Genomic DNA, 16,975 nt, shown 5'->3' on the forward strand with positions numbered 1-16,975 from the left:
ACTACTGGCGCCCATTTATCAACTCGGCAATGAGCCCTTCTGAAGCTTTCTGAATCATATCCAAAACCGCTTCAAATCCTTCTTCTCCCCCGTAGTAGGGATCAGGTACTTCGGCATCCGGCATACCGGCAAAAGCTAAAAAGAGTCCCACGCGCGCTTGGCTTTCCGGGGGCTGAAGTGCTCGCATTGCGCTCAGGTTATCGCGGTCCATCGCCAGTACATAATCAAACACCAGAAAGTCATTGGCACTGAGTTGTCGGGCACGCAAGCAACTGATATCAATACCACGACGCTTGGCTGCCAGCTGCGCACGCTCATCCGGTGCCTTACCAACATGCCAATGCCCGACACCACATGAATCAACCCTGATGAAATCACTCAACCCAGCGTCGTCCACTGCACGCTGAAAAACACCTTCTGCGGTTGGGGAGCGACAAATATTGCCTAAACATACAAATAGTATGCGCTTCTTCATTCAGCCCCCTTCCCTGCCTTCGTCAAAATCGCTCTGACACGCTCAAGGTCTTCAGCGGTATCTACCCCGGGCGGGTTGACGGTACTGGCAAGCGCCACTTGGATGGCATAACCATGCTGCAAGGCGCGCAACTGCTCCAATTGCTCAAGCTGCTCCAGGCTGGAGGGTGCAAGTGTGCGGTAAGCTGACAAAAAGCCAGCCCGATAAGCATAAATACCGATATGACGCAGCCAAGCATCCGTTTCAAGCAGCGCAGGCTGGGCCTTGAAATGCTCCCGATCCCATGGAATCGGGGCACGGGAAAAATAGAGCGCCCGCCCCTGCAGAGAACGCACCACCTTAACGACGTTGGCGTTAAAGAGCGTTTCCACGTCGCTAATCGGCTCCGCAAGCGTGGCAATGGCTGCCTCAGGATCATCCGCCAAACGAAGCGCGACCTGATCAATCAGCACGGGCGGAATTAACGGCTCATCCCCCTGCACATTCACCACCAGTTGCTCATCGCCAAGAGCCAATTGCTCGGCCACTTCTGCCAGACGATCTGTCCCCGAGAGGTGATCACTACGGGTCATTACCACCTCGGCACCATAAGGCAGCATGACATCTCTAATCCGTTCGTCATCCGTAGCCACCACAACCTGACGAGCCTGACTTTGACATGCACGGCGCCACACGTGGGCAACCATTGGCTCACCCGCTATATCCAGCAACGGTTTACCAGGAAGCCGGCTAGAGCCATAGCGGGCGGGAACAACAGCAATGAAACCTGGCTCCGCAATGGCCATTACGCTTCTCCTGTTCGGCCTGGAGAGGTGGGTAATTTTTCATCGGCATCCATTTCCCGCGCCTCCTCAGGAAGCATCACCGGAATGCCATCCTGAATGGGGTAAGCAAGACCATCGTAATAACAAAGCAATTCCGGTGCCTCGCGATCGTATTTGAGCTTGCCATTACAAAGCGGGCAAACCAGCATCGCCAGCAATTCCTTATCCATGAGTGCATCCCCTTTCGGAAAGCGCTGACAGCTTAACTGCCAACCAGTGTTCAAACTCTGGCGGAAGCACCGCTTCCACCTCTAAAACCCAGCTATCCGCTGGTGCAATATCTCGGCATTTCACTGCATCTTTAGCCGTCATCACCACAGGCCGCTGTTCATCAAAGCGGAATACCTCTGCATCAAAGCGCTGGTGGTCCGCAAGTGGACGCATATCGCCTTCAATACCCAATCCACGCAACGTATTAAAAAAACGTTCCGGGTGACCAATGCCCGCCACCGCATTCACGGGCAATGTAAAAGGGAGCGGAGTGAGTTCCCTGGCGTGGTTATCCTCCAGGCAACGCCAGCGCTGTGGACAGAGTTGCATAGGCGTTGTAGGTACCGGTAGCGGCTTGGACAGGTCTCCATTCACAATAACAGCGTCTACACGGCTCAAACGATCAGAAGCTTCCCGCAGAGGGCCTGCGGGCAGACAGCGCTCATTGCCCAGACCGCGCGCGCCATCCACGACAACGAGTTCAATATCTCGACCTAACGCCAAATGCTGCAAGCCATCATCGCTGATAATAATATTGCAGCCACGCCCGACCAGTTCTCTGGCGCCCCGCACTCGCTGGGGATCCGCCACCACGCAAAGCCCTGTCTGCTGAGCCAGCATAACAGGCTCATCGCCGCTGATAGCAGGGTCGGTAGACGCAGTTACCAATAGGGGGTAGTGCGCCCCCTTACCGCCATATCCACGCGTGACGATACCAGGACGCCACCCTTGGCTCACCAGCCAATGCGACAGCCATGCCACCAGTGGCGACTTTCCGGTTCCCCCTAAGGTGATATTGCCCACCACAATAACGGGCACCGGCGCTTGCCAAACGGTTTTTCCCCCATGGAGGTAAGCTCTTTCGCGCCGCGACATAAGATAACGGTATAAAATACCAAGCGGATAGAGGGGAACCAGCCACCGGCTGCCGCTGTAAGCTGCCGTCAACCAGTGCTGCGCCCGGTTCATTCACTCTCCTGAAACTGTAGCTGATGCAGGGCTGCATAGGCACCTCCCGCCTCTAATAACGTCTGATGAGTCCCCTCCTCAATCACACGCCCCTGATCCATCACCAGAATGCGATCAGCGCGCTCAATCGTTGAGAGTCGATGGGCAATTACCAAAGTAGTACGACCTTCACAGACACGCTCAAGGGCTTTTTGAATATAACGCTCTGACTCGGTATCCAGTGCCGAAGTTGCTTCATCCAGGATCAGAATGGGGGCATCCTTGAAAATGGCCCTGGCAATTGCCAGTCGCTGCCGCTGGCCACCTGACAACATCACACCATTCTCTCCAACAACCGTGGCATAGCCGTTGGGCAGTTTTTCAATAAACTCACTGGCATAGGCTGCTTGCGCTGCGGCCTCAACCGCCGCAGGGTCAGGGTTTACCACTCCGTAAGCGATATTGTCGGCAATGGTCGAATTAAATAGAGTGACCTGCTGGGATACCAGGGCGATATGCTGCCGCAACGGTCCCAGGGCATAATCGTTAGCATTGACCCCATCGATCAAAATTCGGCCTTCGCTTGGACTGTAAAAACGTGGTAACAGACTGACCAGGGTTGATTTCCCACTTCCTGAGCGACCGACGATCGCCACTAGCTCACCAGGCGCAACTCGTAGATTGATACTATGCAGAACGTTGGGCTGGTCATCAGCGTAGCGAAAACTCACATTATCAATAACCACATCCCCAGTTAACTGATGGGGGATTTCCCCGCCTTCATCCTGCTCAGGCGTTAAGTCCAGCAGCCCAAACAGCTCCGAGGCGGCCGCAATCCCCTTTTGTATCTCGCCGTTTACTTCGGTTAGCTGACGAACAGGTTTGATCATAAGGGCAGCAGCGGTAATAAACGCCACAAACTCGCCCGGGGTCATATCGGCCATTAGCGCAGGCGACATCGCCAGCCATACCAGCAGTGCCATGGAGATAGCCACCAGCATAAGCACTACTGGCGAACTGACAGCGCGGGTCATGGCTTCTTTCATGCTCTGGCGGCGGTTCTCTTCGCTGACACGATCAAAGCGCTGCTTTTCATACTCTTCTGCGCCATGCGTGCGCACTACACGATAGCCCGATAGCGCTTCAGAGGCCACATGAGTAACATCCCCCATGGAGTGCTGAATACGCTTGGAAATACGCCTGAAACGCTTGCTAACATAACTGACAACTGCCGCAATCAGCGGTGTTACGCCCAAGAACAGTAGCGTCAGCATCCAGTTCGTCCAGAACAGGTAACCTATCAGCCCGATAACGAACAAACCTTCTCGCAGAATAATAGTGACCGCGTTAGTCGCCGCACCCGCCACTTGCTCAACATGGTAAGTAACCCGTGAAACCAGGTGTCCACTTGAGTGATGATCAAAAAAGCGGCCAGGCAAATGCAGCAGATGAGCAAATACATTACAACGCAGCGTGTGAATCACATAACGCCCGACGTAGGCCATATAGTAAGTGCTTAAAAAGGTTCCCAAGCCACGTGATGCAAACATCAGCACCACGAATAACGGTAAGAAGAGCCTAAAGGCGGCATCAGGATTCTGAATGCCATCAATCAACCGTTTCATCATTTCTGCCAGCGCCGTGCTGGAAGCGGCATAAATCAAAAAGCCAGTTACCGCTAACGCAAACGCACGCCAGTGGGGTTTAACATAGCCCAACAACCGTTTATAAAGAATCCAACCTGAGTCAGTCACACGCGCTCCTGGCATTAGTGTGCAGTGCGCAGAATTCTACCTTAAGGCGAGGCGCATCAACACCGCTTGCGAATACCCTGAAATTTTCTTAAGGGTACGACCTTCACCGGTTGATCCGCCTGAAGACTAAACGCCAGAGCACCATCATGGGCTGTACTCCATAAACAGCTCTGCTGCTGACGAAACCGACGCACGACTTCATCCACCGGGTGGTTGAACGGATTACCACGCCCAGCACTGAATATGACATGTTCTGGGCGACTGATCTGAACAAACTGCACACCTGAGCTTGTACGACTACCATGATGTCCTGCCACCAGCGCACTTACAGGAGCCTCCACGTCTGCCACAAAACGCCGCTCGATATCGCGCCCCACATCCCCTGTGATTAGCAGACGCTGCTCACCTGCGCTGACTTCCAGCACACATGAGCGATCATTGGACGATAGCGAATTTTTGCCTGCAGGCGGCCATAACACCCGGTAACGAATACCATCCCTCATCCACTGCTGACCATACTCACAGGCCATACTGGGCACCGGCAACGCTTCACCATAAGGTGCAAGCCATTGGCCTACATGGTGGTCACTGAGCAGACCGCCAACACCTCCTGCGTGATCCGTATCCGCATGGCTAACCATGACCTGATCAAACCGCTGCCCTGGAGGCCATAACGTCTGAAGTGGCATAAAGCCACTGCGAAAACGCGGTCCCGTGTCATACAGCATACGATGATTGGCGCTACGCAGTTCAATCAGTTGCCCCTGACCAACATCATAAACAATGACCCGCAGCACACCTTCGGGTAAGGCGTCCTCATGCAACCAGACAGGTAAGCAGACCGTAAGTAGCGTGGCGCCAATACGCAACCACACTGAAACAACCGGCAACCCCCAACATAACGATAGTAATAACAAGCTGCCCGCAAGGGGATAAACAAGTCGAGGCGATGGCTCCCAAAGCGGAACATACTGCACAGTGAGCACCAATAAATGATGAAAAACACTTAATGCCTGCTCAAAGCACCACCACATGACCAGCCCTACGCCAGGCAGTGGTGAAAGTAACCAGCCTAACAGGGCGCCAGGCACCATCACAGAACTTACCCAGGGGACAGCAACCAGATTTATCAACGGTGCCGCGGGAGCAATACGCCCAAAGGCCAGCAACACCGCCGCTGCCATTAAGGGAGCTAATAGCAGTTGCGAACGTACCAAGGCCCAGCACCACCCTCTGAACCCTTTTGGCCGTGTCCTCCCTTGCCAAATAATGATTAACCACCCTACCGCGATAAATGATAGCCACAAACCAGGGCGCCAGAACGATAACGGATCAGCCACCAGTACCAATGCGAGCGCAAGCCACCATGCTTGCCAGGGGCCTGGAGAGTGACGCCCACTCAGCACCCAGAGCCCTAGCACCGTCATCACCATGGCGCGCATGGCAGGGGGCGCAAGCCCCGCCAGTATGGCATAGCCTACTGCAGCCCCGGCGGCCACCCACCAGGGCCATGGGCGTAACCGCCAATTGGTAGGAGAGATAACCCGCGCCACTAAGCGTGCCAACAGCAGCGTAAAAGATGCCACAAGACCTACATGCAGGCCGGAAATCACCACGAGATGAGTCGTACCCGTCGCATTAAGCAGCGCCCAGTCATCTTGTGTCAGCTGCTCACTATCACCTAACGACAGCGCGGCCAACCAGCGCTGGGTTCGTGCTTCAAGGGGCTGACTCGACAACAGACCAAGCGCCATTTGGCGCAGAGTAGGTGTTGCCAAAGCCAGGCGCTGGGGAGTGGGCTCGGGACGTACATAACCAGTGGCATGGATACCTTCTCGCCATAACCACTGTTCAAAATCAAACGTATCAGGGTTGACGAAACCACCAGGGGGGCGCAGGCGTAATGTCATCTGCCAACGCTCACCCACCCGATAGACTGCCTCACCATAAGCACTCACCCGCACAGTACCAAGAGCATGGCAATTGGGAAGGTGATCAGGTGCCTGACAGGCTTCAATGGTTAACCGCAATCGCGAGGAGCCCTCTTCCTGCTGCACGTTAGTGACTAGCGCTTGTACAGTGACATCCTCTCCGCTGAGACCAACCGGCAAACGACGCCCCCACTCGTGCTGCACACTGATAAATACCACACCAGCAATCAACAACCATATCAATAGTTTGTATCTAAACTGAAGCAACCAGAGTGCAACCAGCAACACCCCGCTTAGTAGCGGGGTAAAACTTCCTTCAGCACTACTCCACCATGCCAGCAGCACGCCACCGAGTGCGGCTAAAGCAGCGGGAACTGCAACACCTAACTGCATCCCCTCTCCCTGGTGTCAGATCATTAAACGCCCGCGGCATAGCCGAAGCACTACGCTATATGGATAATAGGGCGCATCAACAGCAAGAGTATATGACATGCCGCGCCGTTTCCTGCAGCGCTATATGCCTAAACCGGATACGTTAAGACGCCAGCGCTCACTGCGCTTCATGGCGCCTCTGATAGCGGATCCTGGGTTATGGCTGTTAACTCGCCGAAGCGTTGCAAACGCGTTTAGTGTTGGGATATTTTGCGCCATGCTGCCAATTCCATTCCAGATGGTAGTGGCTGCTTTTGGTGCACGCGTTAGCCGTTGCAATCTGGCGCTTTCGGTGGGTCTGGTATGGATCACGAACCCACTCACAATGCCGGTCATTTTTTACTTTAATTATCGAATAGGCACCTTTCTGTTAGGTACGCCTGTTCGGGAAGCGCCATCACGTATCTCAACGCGTTGGATTGCCGAACAAATGCACGACATCATGCCTCCTTTAATTGCAGGATCACTACTCACTGCGGTGGTACTGGCAATCGTTGCCAATATTGGCATTCGCTTGATTTGGCGCTGGCATGTTTCCCACAATTGGAAACGCCGCCGCCTGAAAAGGCGGCGGCGTCGGGCTTGTATCGAGTCTGAATTTGATGATTAGCGATACAAGCGTTAAACGGTTGTGATCTTTTGCTCAACCAGTTGGCCACTGTCAAGTTTCAATACCCGATCCTGATGGGCCGCAAGGCCTACATCATGGGTCACAATCACGAAGGCACAGGCGCTCTCTTTAGCAAGCTCATCCATTAGCGCAAGAATGGTGCTGGCAGTGGTTTGATCCAGATTACCCGTCGGCTCATCCATCAGCACCAGGCTGGGATCAGTAACCAGCGCTCTGGCAATTGCCACCCGCTGCCGCTCACCACCCGACAGTTCCCCTGGCTTATGATCAGCACGTGCCTGCATACCAACCCGCTCCAGTATCTGCATGGCACGCTGCTCCGCCACTTTTTTTGACTGACCGCGAATAATCAGCGGTAACGCTGCGTTTTCAACGGCGGTGAACTCCGCCAATAAGTGGTGGAACTGGTAAACAAAGCCAATATAACGGTTACGAAACCGTCCGAGTGCAGCTTCATTCAGCCCCGAAAGTGGCTCACCCGCGATGACAATGCTGCCTTCACTGGGGCGGTCCAGCCCGCCCAGCAGGTTTAGCAGTGTCGTCTTGCCTGACCCCGAGCTACCAACGATGGCCACACGCTCCCCGGCGTGGACCTGGAGCTCAAGCTGGTCAAGTACCTTCAGATCCTGAGGCCCTTCACTATAGACCCGCGATAGGCCTTGGCATTCCAGCATAATCATCCCGGGCTGCGGTGCCATTGAAGTCATTAAATCATCCTTATTCATAGCGCAGTACATCCGCAGGCTGCACACGGGCGGCCCGCCAGGCAGGATAGAGCGTTGAGAGGAACGTAAGCCCAAAGGCAGCGATAACAATATCGCGTACATCGGCCCACTGGAGCCGCGATGGCAAATTACTAATGAAATAAACACCAGAATCCAGGAATTGGATGCCAAACGCACTTTCAAACCAGCCAATCAGATCCGAGATGGTCAAGGCCAGCAAAATGCCAACAGCAACGCCCACGGCAATACCTATCAATCCAATGGCCAACCCCTGGACAATAAATATCCCCATGATTGAGCGTGGCGTCGCCCCTATGGTGCGTAGGATTGCGATATCCGCGCGCTTATCGGTCACTACCATAACGAGAGTGGAAACGATATTAAAGGCGGCAACAGCGATAATGACCGTGAGCAGTAGCGCAATCATGCGCTTTTCCATCTGGATCGCCTGGAACAGGTTGCCATGAGAGAACGTCCAGTCAGTCCCGCGGTACCCGGACTCTAATTCAGTTAATATTGCCTGTGTCTCGCTGCTGGCTAAAAACAGATCATCAAGTTCAAGGCGTAGCCCACCAATGGCATCACCCAATCTCGCCAACGTCTGCATATCTTCAATATTGGCATAGGCCAGATTAGCGTCCAGATCAGCCCCCACGCTGAAAATACCGCTCACAGTGAAGCGCTTTAAGCGCGGAAAGACCCCAGCAGGGGTAATGGAAGCTTCAGGCACCAGCAGGGTCACTCGGTCACCAACGCCTACCCCTAGACGCCGTGCCAGCATAGAGCCCAACACCACATTCCATTCACCGGGCACCAGGTCAGCCAGCGCCCCCTGACGCATATGCTCACCAATAATTGATACCTGATCTTCCCAATCAGGGTGGATGCCGTTCACCATAGCCCCTTGGTTACGGCCACCGGCAGAGAACATTCCCTGTTGCTCAACAAAAGGCGCCACACCAATGACATGCTCGCGCTGGATTAACCTGTCGGCAAGCGCTTCCCACTCCACCATCCCTTCTGGAGACTCAATTTTTGTATGGGGCACCATGCCAAGAATGCGTGTCCTCAACTCGTGATCGAAACCATTCATTACGGATAGAACAAGAATAAGCACCGCTACACCTAGCATCAGGCCCAGCATTGAGGTCAGGGATATAAACGAAATAAAGTGGTTCCGGCGTTTAGCGCGCACGTAGCGCAGCCCCACCAGAAAAGGCAAACGATCAAGCATGGCATCATTCCTTAGTAATAAGCGCCCATGGTACGGTTTTTTGCGCATGGGTGCATGTGCAAACGAAGTGTTAGATAGGCATCATGACAAGCCGTTCCCCGTGGTAACGTAACGCTTGCATGTTTCTGGACAAGCCCCTACATTGCGCCGGTTCCTCTTACCCCTGGGGTAAGTCTTTTTTACTTCTAACCAAGAGCATCTGTGACGTTGGCTACCAAGACACATCGCCTGTTGCCGGAATGGCACCCCCAAGATGGCCTTCAGCTTACCTGGCCTCGCCCAGATGGTGATTGGGCTCCCCTCTTGTCGCGTATTGAAGCAACGCTTGAGCGCATTGTGATTGCCGTATCCCGCTATCAGCGCGTGCTGATTAGCGTACCTGACGAGGCAACACGCGATCGCCTGGCAGACACCTGGAGAGCCTGCGGTGTTCCGGAATATCAACTGCTTCTCATTGTCGCACCCACAGACGACACCTGGGCAAGGGATCATGGGCCAATTACCGTCGTCGATAAAGATAACCGGCCACTGCTGCTGGACTACACCTTTACCGGCTGGGGTGGCAAATTCCCCGCAGAACGTGACAATCAGCTGACACAATGGCTGGCAGATGCAGGGGTATGGGCCTGCCCTGTTGTATCGCGGAATTTGATCCTGGAAGGTGGGGGGATTGAAACAGATGGTGAAGGCACACTATTAACAACAGAAGCCTGCCTGCTTAATCCCAACCGTAACCCGTCACTTTCCCAAGCAGATATTGAAGCCATGCTGGCAGAGGACTTGGGTGTTGACCGCGTACTGTGGTTAACCCATGGTCATCTGGAAGGCGACGATACCGATAGTCACATTGATACACTGGCGCGCTTTTGCAATCCAACAACCATTGCTTACATCAGGTGCGATGACCCTACTGATCCGCACTACCCAGCACTCACAGCCATGGAAGATGAGCTGAAAGCGTTTCGCCAGCGCAACGGTGAACCTTATCGGCTTATCCCCTTACCCTGGCCCCAGGCATGCTTCGATCCTGATGATGGCCATCGCCTGCCGGCAACTTATGCCAACTTTCTGATTATCAATGACGCGGTGTTAGTTCCCACCTATGGCGACCCAGCCGATGTTATCGCCCTACAGGCGCTGGCGCTGGCGTTTCCTGAACACACCTTGATTCCTATTGAGTGCACCAGCGTTATTCGCCAGCATGGCAGCCTGCACTGTTTAACCATGCAATTGCCAAAAGGCACCCTTGCCCCGGCCTGCATTAATTCGTAAGGAGCCATCATGACACACACGCTCACTGTGGGGATTGTTCAACAGCCCGCCTGGCCCGATAAGGCACGCAGCCTGGCCACCAGCGAAGCAGGCATTCGCGATGCTGTTAAGCAAGGTGCTCAATTAGTGCTTCTTCAGGAGCTACACACCACGCACTATTTCTGCCAATACGAGGACCCTGCGCTATTTGATTTGGCCGAGCCTCTGGATGGCCCAAGCAGCCAGCATTTGGCAGCACTTGCCAAAGAGCTGGATATTGTTCTGGTTGGCTCTCTGTTCGAAAAACGGGCACCAGGGCTTTATCACAACACAGCCGTGGTATACGACCGCGCTAATGGCCGAGTGGGCCAATACCGCAAAATGCATATCCCGGACGATCCGGCGTTTTACGAGAAATTTTACTTCACACCGGGCGATTACGATGACGCCCGTGGAGAGGGATTCACCCCTATCGACACGTCCGTCGGCCGGCTGGGCATTCTGATATGTTGGGACCAATGGTATCCCGAAGCCGCCCGTTTGATGGCACTGGCGGGGGCGGATCTATTGCTCTACCCCACCGCTATTGGATGGGACCCAAACGATGACAATGCTGAGAAAGCTCGCCAGAAAGATGCCTGGACCATCATCCAACGGGCACATGGTGTTGCGAATGGGCTACCGGTACTGGTAGCCAACCGGGTGGGTTATGAAGCCGACCATTCAGGTGTGGGTGACGGCATTCAGTTTTGGGGCGGTAGTTTTGTCTGCGGCCCGCAAGGCGAACTGCTGGCCCATGCGGGTGAAGAAACCCAGCAGTTGGTAGTCAGCCTTGATATGGCACGCAGCGAAAATACGCGCCGTATTTGGCCCTACCTGCGGGACCGGCGGATAGACGCCTACGGTGATTTAACCCGCCGCTATCGCGATTAACGACATCACCCAGGCCAACACAGCGCCCGCTCCGGTATAGGAGCGGGCGCTGTGTTTTACTGGCAGCTAACGGGGCAAAGCGAACTTATTTCCAAAAATCGCGAATGGAGGCAATGCCCTGAGCGCCGACGGCACGGGCGTGATGAGCATCAAAGCGCGTCATGCCACCCAGCGCAAATACCGGCATGCCCGCCCGCTCTACCAATTGCTGGAAATCATGCCACCCCATAGGGGCCACCTCGGGATGCGAAGGAGTGGTTCTCAGCGGCGACAGGGTCACAAAATCACAGCCGAGCACAGCCGCTTGCGAGAGCTGCTCCTGGTTGTGCGTCGAGGCGGATAGCCATTTATTTTCATCAATGGGCCGCCGATCAAGCTTCATCAACCGCTCACTGGTTAGATGAATCCCATCCGCTTCCACTTCATCCAACAGCTCCGGCTCGCCATTCAGCAGCAAGCTGGCTCCATGCTCGCGGCATAGGCGCAAGGCGCTTTTAGCACGCGTAATATACTCGTCTTGATTCAACTGCTTTGCCCTTAATTGAACCAAGCGAATATTGTCTTCACGCAGAGCCCGCTCCAACAGCGCTTCGAAGTGTTCATCATCCGCCTCTTCACCGGTAATCAAATACTCCGTGGGCAGCATCACCGCACGCAGAATCGGCAGGTTCGCGGCTGGGAAAGGGTAATTAACCAGCTCATCCATCGGCACCCAGCGTACCGCCTGGCCCTCACGACCAAAAGGCTCGCCTGCAAACTCATGTACCTGCCACACATCCAGCAAGATATGCTTATCGGGATACTCATGGTGAACACGGATCAGCGGTTGGGCACGTAAAATCTCAACCCCTAACTCTTCATGCAATTCACGCTTCAGCCCTTCAAGCCCTGTCTCATAAGGCGCCAGCTTACCACCTGGGAACTCCCACAGGCCGCCATGGTCGACGTTGGAAGGACGACGCGCAATCAGCACGTGCTTTTGATCGGCGCTGATCATTGCAGCCGCCGCGACATGAACCCGTCGTTTTACCATTACACTCATTACGTCTTTATCCACGTTGTGCGCGACGCTCTATCAAGGAGCGACGCTATCTCACTGCGTTAGCACCTTACCGAGCGGTCAGCTGCGGTAATCCGCGTTGATGGACACATAGTCATGGGAGAGATCCGAGGTCCACACAGTGGCACGCTCTTCGCCACGCCCCAGGTTAATGCGAATAGTGATCTCTTCCTGTGCCATCACGGCACTACCGGCTGCTTCCGTGTAGCTGGTAGCCCTCCCCCCTTTCTCAACCAGGCGCACATCACCCAAATCAATGACGACGCGATTGACATCAAACGCCTCCACAGGGGCTCGTCCAACAGCCGCTAAAATACGCCCCCAGTTAGCATCCGAGGCATACAGCGCAGTTTTGACCAGTGGCGAATGTGCCACAGTAAATGCCACATCCAGCGCTTCTTGACGGGTAGCAGCCTCATTAACCAGGAGAGTGACAAATTTGGTAGCCCCTTCCCCATCGCGAATAATCGCCTGAGCCAGCTCACTCATCACTCGCTGTAAAGCATTGCGGAATAGCGCAATCTGCTCATCACTCTCAATCTGCGCACCGGTACCTGTAGCAGCCAACATGCAGGCATCATTGGTGGATGTGTCGCTATCGACCGTAATACAGTTAAAAGAACGATCTACTGTTTCACGCAGTAAGCGCTGTAATAACGGTTGCTTGATAGCAGCATTGGTGACCACAAAGCCCAGCATAGTAGCCATATTAGGCTTGATCATGCCAGAGCCTTTGGTAATGCCGTTGATGGTGACCTGCTGATCACCGATGACCACGGTTTCCGTAGCACCTTTGGCACGGGTATCAGTCGTCAAAATTCCTTCACCCGCCTGCTGCCAGGCTTGGCTCGCATCCGCAAGAGCGCTTACCGCAGCAGGCAACCCAGCCAACAGACGATCCATCGGCATCGGTTCCCCAATCACACCTGTGGAAAACGGTAAGACCTGATACTCGGCTACCCCCACTTGTTCCGCTAACGCCGCACAGCTGGCATAAGCATCCCGCATCCCTGTTTCACCCGTACCAGCGTTTGCATTGCCGGTATTAATTAGCCAGTAGCGGGGCACCTGACCTTCACCCAAACAGCGCTCAATATGCGCTTTGGCCACAATGACGGGAGCTGCACAGAACGCATTTCGGGTAAACACACCAGCGACCGAGGCTGTCTCGGGGAGTTCAAACACCACCATGTCACGGCGCCCCGGCTTTTTAATACCAGCCATTGTACTACCAAGACGCACCCCCTTAAGGGGGGGCAACGCTGGAAAAGGGATGTTTCCCACTGCCATGTTCAACTCCTTTACAGTCGCATTATCCGGGAGGCTGATTAGTTCAACTTACCGCAGCACTGCTTATATTTTTTACCCGAGCCACAGGTGCAAGGGTCGTTACGGCCCACTTTAGGCCCTCCCCGACGCAGCGGGCGGCCATCTGTACCAGGTGCTTCCACGGCACGCTCGCTGTTCTGAGCGCTCGGATCATCATGGCGGCTTGCAGCCATCACTTTCTCACGCGCCAGCTCTTCGCGTCGCTTCTGCTCCAGAGCATCCACTTCTTCAGGCTGACGCACCTGAACGTGACTAAGAATACGCGTGACATCTGCCTTAATGTTGGTCAGCAGATTCTGGAACAGCTCAAACGACTCGCGCTTGTACTCTTGCTTTGGGTTTTTCTGGGCGTAGCCACGCAGGTGAATACCACGACGCAAATGATCCATCGACTGAAGGTGCTCTTTCCAGCGGGTATCCAGTACCTGCAGCATCACCTGCTTTTCAAAACGATGGATCAGCGTAGCACCGGCAGCCTCGATTTTGGCCTCATAGGCTTCACGATGCATTACCTGAAGGCGCTCACGCAGCTTCTCTTCGCTGAAACGCTCATCCTCAGCCGCCCACTGCACAACAGGTGCTTCCAGGTTGAATTCCGTTTTTAAATGCGACTCCAAGCCAGGTAAATCCCACTGCTCGACCAGGCTTTGGGGTGGTACAAAATCGCTGATGGCCTCCTCCATTACCTCTTCGCGGATACCCAGCACCGCTCCAGACACCTCTTCAGAAGCGAGAATTTCGTTACGCTGCTCATAGATAACGCGGCGCTGGTCGTTGGCCACATCATCGTACTCCAGCAGTTGCTTACGAATATCAAAGTTGCGGCCTTCAACTTTTTTCTGCGCCCGCTCCACAGCGTTGGAAACCATTTTATGCTCTATCGCTTCGCCACGCTCCAGCCCCAGCGCCTGCATCAAGCGCTTCACCCGGTCTGAGCCAAACAGGCGCATCAAGCTATCTTCCAGGGAGAGGAAGAACCGGGTCGAACCCGGATCGCCCTGGCGGCCGGCACGTCCACGTAACTGGTTATCGATACGGCGGGACTCATGGCGCTCTGAGCCAATAACATGCAAACCACCGGCTTCAAGCACACCATCGTGGCGCTTTTGCCACTCGGCTTTAAGGGCATCAATTTGCTCTTGGGTTGGGTTCTGTAACTTGGCTGCTTCAGCTTCCCAGTTACCACCCAGCATAATATCGGTACCACGACCAGCCATGTTGGTGGCAATCGTAATCGAACCGGGACGACCTGCCTGGGCAATGATTTCCGCTTCACTCTGGTGCTGCTTGGCATTCAGTACATTAAATTTCAGACCAGCGTCACGCATCAGTTGAGCAAGATACTCGGATGTTTCAATAGAGGCAGTACCTACCAGCACAGGTCGGCCAGCTTCTGTCTCAGCTTTAACGTCTTTAATGATCGCTTCATACTTCTCTTCAGCGCTGAGATACACCAGATCGTTGAGGTCTTTACGGGCCAGTGGGCGGTTGGTGGGAATAACGATAACATCCAGGCCATAGATTTGACGAAACTCGTAAGCTTCGGTATCGGCGGTGCCTGTCATCCCCGCCAGTTTGTCATATAAGCGGAAGTAGTTCTGAAACGTCGTTGATGCCAATGTCTGGCTCTCGCGCTGAACCGTCACACCCTCTTTGGCTTCAACGGCCTGATGAAGCCCTTCAGACCAGCGGCGGCCAGGCATGGTGCGTCCGGTGTGTTCATCAACAATCACCACCTGCCCTTCAGCGACAATATAATCAACGTCCGGATGATAGAGGTGGCGGGCACGCAGTGCAGAGTGCATATGCTGCAACAGGTTAAGGTTTTGCGCAGCGTAAAGTGAGTCATCTTCGCCAAGCAGCCCCTCCGCACGCATCAGCTCTTCGACCTTATTGTGGCCTTGTTCGGTCAGTTCAACCTGCTTCTGCTTCTCATCCAGCAGGAAATCGCCCGTCACCGGCGTTTCTTCATCTTCCGATACTTCTCCCCTCTCCAACTGTTGAGCCAGTCGGTTGACCACATTATAGAGGTCGGTGTTTTCATCAACAGCACCAGAAATAATCAACGGTGTACGCGCTTCATCAATCAGGATCGAGTCAACTTCATCGACAATGGCGTAATACAGGCCGCGCTGAACCTTATCTTCCAGTGAAAACGCCATATTGTCGCGCAGGTAGTCAAAACCGAACTCGTTGTTGGTACCGTAGGTAATATCGCACTGGTAAGCATGGCGTTTCTCTTCACCGGTTTGACCGGCAAAAATCACCCCTATCGTCAGGCCCAAAAACTCATATAGTGGTCGCATCCACTCGGCATCACGACGCGCCAGGTAATCATTGACCGTCACCACATGGACGCCTTTGGCTGGCAGAGCATTCAGGTATACGGCCAGTGTCGCCACCAGTGTTTTACCTTCACCGGTTTTCATTTCGGCAATACGCCCCCGGTGCAGGGTCATGCCACCAACCATCTGCACATCAAAGTGGCGCATTTCCATCACTCGTTTACTCGCCTCACGCACCACAGCAAATGCTTCGGGCAGCAAACTGTCGAGTGTTTCTCCGCTCTCCAGGCGTTGACGAAACAGTGCTGTTTTCCCCTGCAGCTCGGCATCGCTCAGACCTTCCAGTTCCGGCTCCAGCTTATTGACGCTAAGCACGCTTTTCTGCATGCGTTTTACTTCGCGGTCGTTCTTGGAACCAACAACTTTACGTAACAAATTATTAATCATGAATTTTCCAAATCATCATGAGCGCCCATACAGGTACGCCCTTTTATATAAAGCAAATAAAGCAGTTCTTAGTGTATGAGTTGCTGAACAGGCGGACCGCGCTGGGTAAGCACATCTTTCGCAGCAACCTGCCGATGCATTACCTGCGGTAAAAAGCGAAGAAGGGAAGGTAAAGGCGTCAGCTGGCGTGTATTACGACGTGACCAATAACGTAATGCGCGGCGTTTTTTCGCTATCCATTGGGACTGCGCGCGCAAGATTGCAGGCACCCAGAAACAGACGTTAACGCTACGCTCGCTACCGCGAAAGGCATCTGAAGGGTGTAGACTAGCAGGTAGCAAGCAACTTACCAGAAGGCCAGCAAGCCACCAGCGCGCTAAGCCATGACGGCGTTGGCGTCGTGGCGAAGCGGTCATAACATCTGGTGGCGGTGACGACATGCTGTGGACTGGCTCCTGGGCGTGTTAGGCTCTTCTGGGTTGGCCCACCTCTAGGCTATAGCTGTT

General features: G+C 54.2%; 14 protein-coding genes. 3 read left to right on the forward strand and 11 right to left on the reverse strand.

The window, feature by feature from the left end; genetic code table 11:
* Position 1: 1 nt before the first annotated feature.
* The 6 genes from HP566_RS18340 to HP566_RS18365 are packed head-to-tail and all read right to left on the reverse strand — an operon-like array spanning position 2 to position 6,535.
* Positions 2-475: a low molecular weight protein-tyrosine-phosphatase gene (locus tag HP566_RS18340; protein WP_249978759.1), complete on the reverse strand. Its 474-nt coding sequence runs from the start codon at positions 473-475 to the stop codon at positions 2-4.
* Positions 472-1,260: a 3-deoxy-manno-octulosonate cytidylyltransferase gene (gene kdsB, locus HP566_RS18345; RefSeq protein ID WP_249978760.1), complete on the reverse strand. Its 789-nt coding sequence runs from the start codon at positions 1,258-1,260 to the stop codon at positions 472-474. Before kdsB ends, HP566_RS18340 begins: the two co-directional genes overlap by 4 nt.
* A complete protein-coding gene (locus HP566_RS18350) occupies positions 1,260-1,469 on the reverse strand; it encodes a Trm112 family protein (RefSeq protein WP_249978761.1) in 210 nt (69 codons plus the stop codon). Before HP566_RS18350 ends, kdsB begins: the two co-directional genes overlap by 1 nt.
* Positions 1,462-2,478 carry a tetraacyldisaccharide 4'-kinase gene (gene lpxK, locus HP566_RS18355; RefSeq protein ID WP_249978762.1) on the reverse strand — a complete coding sequence of 339 codons (1,017 nt, stop codon included), beginning with the start codon at positions 2,476-2,478 and terminating at the stop codon, positions 1,462-1,464. The genes HP566_RS18350 and lpxK overlap by 8 nt, the downstream gene beginning before the upstream one ends.
* On the reverse strand, positions 2,475-4,211 hold the full coding sequence (gene msbA / locus HP566_RS18360; RefSeq protein ID WP_249978763.1) for a lipid A export permease/ATP-binding protein MsbA: 1,737 nt from the start codon (positions 4,209-4,211) through the stop codon (positions 2,475-2,477). The genes lpxK and msbA overlap by 4 nt, the downstream gene beginning before the upstream one ends.
* A 56-nt stretch (positions 4,212-4,267) precedes the next feature.
* Complete coding sequence (locus tag HP566_RS18365) at positions 4,268-6,535, reverse strand: DNA internalization-related competence protein ComEC/Rec2 (protein WP_249978764.1); 2,268 nt, start codon at positions 6,533-6,535, stop codon at positions 4,268-4,270.
* A 97-nt stretch (positions 6,536-6,632) separates the two neighbouring features.
* On the opposite strand from HP566_RS18365, the gene HP566_RS18370 reads away from it, so the two are divergent.
* Entirely contained in the window at positions 6,633-7,184 is a 552-nt protein-coding gene (locus HP566_RS18370) for a DUF2062 domain-containing protein (RefSeq protein WP_249978765.1), read from the forward strand.
* Positions 7,185-7,195: 11 nt separating this feature from the next.
* Here HP566_RS18370 and HP566_RS18375 read toward each other — a convergent pair whose 3' ends face one another.
* Together HP566_RS18375 and HP566_RS18380 are read right to left on the reverse strand one after the other, a co-directional pair.
* Positions 7,196-7,912, reverse strand: coding sequence for an ABC transporter ATP-binding protein (locus tag HP566_RS18375; protein ID WP_249978766.1), 717 nt, complete (start codon positions 7,910-7,912; stop codon positions 7,196-7,198).
* Between the two features lie 10 nt (positions 7,913-7,922).
* Positions 7,923-9,164: a lipoprotein-releasing ABC transporter permease subunit gene (locus tag HP566_RS18380; RefSeq protein ID WP_249978767.1), complete on the reverse strand. Its 1,242-nt coding sequence runs from the start codon at positions 9,162-9,164 to the stop codon at positions 7,923-7,925.
* A gap of 201 nt (positions 9,165-9,365) precedes the next feature.
* Between HP566_RS18380 and HP566_RS18385 the strand changes: the two genes are divergently transcribed.
* Both HP566_RS18385 and HP566_RS18390 read left to right on the forward strand, forming a co-directional pair.
* Positions 9,366-10,436, forward strand: coding sequence for an agmatine deiminase family protein (locus HP566_RS18385; RefSeq protein ID WP_249978768.1), 1,071 nt, complete (start codon positions 9,366-9,368; stop codon positions 10,434-10,436).
* Between the two features lie 9 nt (positions 10,437-10,445).
* Complete coding sequence (locus HP566_RS18390; RefSeq protein WP_249978769.1) at positions 10,446-11,348, forward strand: carbon-nitrogen hydrolase; 903 nt, start codon at positions 10,446-10,448, stop codon at positions 11,346-11,348.
* Positions 11,349-11,433: 85 nt separating this feature from the next.
* On the opposite strand, the gene HP566_RS18395 is transcribed toward HP566_RS18390, so the two are convergent.
* The 3 genes from HP566_RS18395 to secA form a co-directional block, all read right to left on the reverse strand.
* Positions 11,434-12,390, reverse strand: a complete 957-nt coding sequence (locus HP566_RS18395; protein WP_249978770.1) for a Nudix family hydrolase — start codon at positions 12,388-12,390, stop codon at positions 11,434-11,436.
* Between the two features lie 78 nt (positions 12,391-12,468).
* On the reverse strand, positions 12,469-13,698 hold the full coding sequence (argJ, locus tag HP566_RS18400; RefSeq protein ID WP_249978771.1) for a bifunctional glutamate N-acetyltransferase/amino-acid acetyltransferase ArgJ: 1,230 nt from the start codon (positions 13,696-13,698) through the stop codon (positions 12,469-12,471).
* A 38-nt stretch (positions 13,699-13,736) separates the two neighbouring features.
* Complete coding sequence (gene secA / locus HP566_RS18405) at positions 13,737-16,469, reverse strand: preprotein translocase subunit SecA (protein WP_249978772.1); 2,733 nt, start codon at positions 16,467-16,469, stop codon at positions 13,737-13,739.
* Between the last annotated feature and the right edge of the window lie 506 nt (positions 16,470-16,975).

The organism is Vreelandella olivaria, from assembly GCF_023507745.1.
Lineage (GTDB): Bacteria > Pseudomonadota > Gammaproteobacteria > Pseudomonadales > Halomonadaceae > Vreelandella > Vreelandella olivaria_A.